This is a genomic window from Salinicola sp. (assembly GCF_982684285.1).
In genome coordinates this window covers 1-2,332 of sequence record NZ_CEXLVS010000232.1, presented here as the reverse complement: position 1 = coordinate 2,332, position 2,332 = coordinate 1, and the positions used below count along the sequence as shown (strand labels likewise).

The window sequence follows — 2,332 nt, the reverse complement described above, 5'->3', positions numbered from 1 at the left end:
CAAGCTCTGAGGGCCGGCGAGATGGTGGAGACTTTCGCCCTGGTCGCCCTGGAGCGCTCGCTGAACACGCTGTTGCGTCGCGACCCGGCGTCCCCCGCCAGGCTGGCCGGTCTGGCCGGACACACCCTGCGGCTGACCTTCGCCGAGGCGCGGCTGGGGCTGCGCGTCGGCTTCCATGCCGATGGCGTCACCCTTGGACGCGTGCACGACTGGCACGATGTGGATGATCTCGACATCACCGTGGATCGGCATGTGGTGACCCGGTTGATGGCGGGTGACTCGCCCGAGCGCCTGCTGTTCAGCGGCCAGTTGCCGGCCATCGGCCAGACCGGGCTGCTCTCTCCGATACAGACCCTGTTCATGGATCTCGACATCGATTGGGAAGAGGCCTTGTCCAGGATCCTGGGCAACGGTACCGCCCACGGCGTGGCCAATGGCATCCGCCACCTCGATCGTCAGGCGCGTTTCCTGGCCAACGAGTGGCAACAGGACCTGCGCGATTATCTGTTCGAGGAGCGACGCTGGCTGGCAGGTCGCGACCAGCTCGCCGTCGCGCGCGATCACCTGACCGAACTCCAGCAGTCCGTCGACCGTGTCGGGGCCAGAGTGGCCAGATTGCAACGTCGCCGGGAGTCGCATTCATGAGTCTGCGGTTATTTCGCATCGCCTGGACCGTCTCCCGTTATCGCCTCGACAGCCTGGTTCCCCAGGACAGACTACCGCCGGTCATCCGCTGGCTGTGGCGCTTCGCCCCGGTTCGCCTGATTCCGATCGGCGATCACTCGCGCGGCAAGCGGTTACGACTGGCGCTGGAGTCGCTGGGCCCGATCTTCGTCAAGTTCGGCCAGATGCTGTCGACTCGGCGCGACCTGCTGCCACCGGATATCGCCGACGAGTTGAAACGCCTGCAGGACCAGGTTCCGCCCTTCCCCGGCGAGACCGCCCGTGCCATGGTCGAGGTCGAACTCGGCAAGACCGTCGAGGAGGCTTTCGCCGCGTTCGAGACCGAACCGATGGCCTCGGCCTCCATCGCCCAGGTCCACGCGGCCGAACTGCACAGCGGCGAGCAGGTCGTGGTCAAGATCATCCGCCCCGGCATCGATCGCATCATGCGCGAGGATATCGGGCTGCTCTACACCTTCGCGCGGCTGATGCGACGGATTCCCGAGGCGCGCCGCCTCAGGCCGGTGGAGGTGGTTCAGGATTACGAAGCGACCCTGTTCGACGAGCTCGACCTCAACAAGGAGGCCGCCAACACCTCCCAGCTCAAGCGCAACTTCCAGGGATCGCCGCTGCTCTACGTCCCGGCCATCCACTGGTCGCTGACTCACCGCCAGGTGATGGTCCAGGAGCGCATCACCGGCATCCCGGTCGCCGACATCGACGCCCTGCGGGCGCAGGGTACCGACCTCAAGAAACTGGCCGAGCGCGGCGTCGAGATATTCTTCACCCAGGTCTTCCGCGACAATTTCTTCCACGCCGACATGCATCCGGGGAACATCTTCGTGTCGCGGAAAAATCCCACCGAACCCCTCTACATCGCCATCGACTGCGGCATCGTCGGCAGCCTGACCCGCGAGGATCAGGACTATCTGGCGCGCAACCTGCTCGCCTTCTTCCGCCAGGACTATTACGAGGTCGCGGTGCTGCACATCGAGTCCGGCTGGGTCGGGGAAGGCACCCGGGCCAACGAGTTCGCCTCGGCGATCCGCGCGGTGTGCGAGCCGATCCTGGAGAAACCGCTCAAGGACATCTCCTTCGGCCAGGTGCTGCTGGGACTGTTCCAGACCGCGCGGCGATTCAACATGGAGGTCCAGCCACAGCTGGTGCTGCTGCAGAAGACCCTGCTCAATATCGAGGGCCTGGGCCGCCAGCTCTATCCCGACCTGGACCTGTGGAGCACCGCCAAACCCTATCTCGAGCGCTGGATGCGCGAGCGCGCCGGACCCAAGGGTTTCTGGAAGACGCTGCAGAAGCACGCGCCGGAACTGGCGCACCAGATTCCCGAGCTGCCGGTGCTCGCCCATCAGGCGCTCTCCGATCGCGAACAGCAGCGCCGGCTCTATCGCCAGCAGACGGAAGCGCTGACCGGCCTGGAAGCGCGGTTCCAGCGGGCGGCACCGCGCGCAAGGCGCCTTCGCCTGGGGGCGATCCTGCTGGCGGTGGCGCTGGCCTGGCAGCCAATGCTCGGCTGGGCGGAGCAGCAACCCTGGCCGGTGCTGGTGGCGGCCGGGCTGGGCCTGCTGCTGCTCGTCTGGCGCTGAGCTTTGAATAATGGCTCGAAGCTCGAAGCTCGAAGCTCGAAGCTCGAAGCTCGAAGCTCGAAGCTCGA

2 protein-coding genes are annotated in these 2,332 nt (G+C 66.0%); both read left to right on the top strand.

Annotated elements, in window-relative coordinates; genetic code table 11:
- Positions 1 to 645, top strand: a 645-nt coding sequence (locus AC3AYF_RS16765) for a ubiquinone biosynthesis accessory factor UbiJ (RefSeq protein WP_487780045.1), incomplete at its 5' end; no start/stop codon positions are given.
- On the top strand, positions 642 to 2,264 hold the full coding sequence (gene ubiB, locus AC3AYF_RS16760; RefSeq protein WP_295039648.1) for a ubiquinone biosynthesis regulatory protein kinase UbiB: 1,623 nt from the start codon (positions 642 to 644) through the stop codon (positions 2,262 to 2,264). The genes AC3AYF_RS16765 and ubiB, both read left to right, overlap by 4 nt.
- The last annotated feature ends 68 nt before the right edge of the window (positions 2,265 to 2,332 follow it).

Bases quoted from the DNA above. Each gene is read 5' to 3' on its own strand.
- ubiB (WP_295039648.1), top strand. From the start codon at position 642: ATGAGTCTGCGGTTATTTCGCATCGCCTGGACCGTCTCCCGTTATCGC.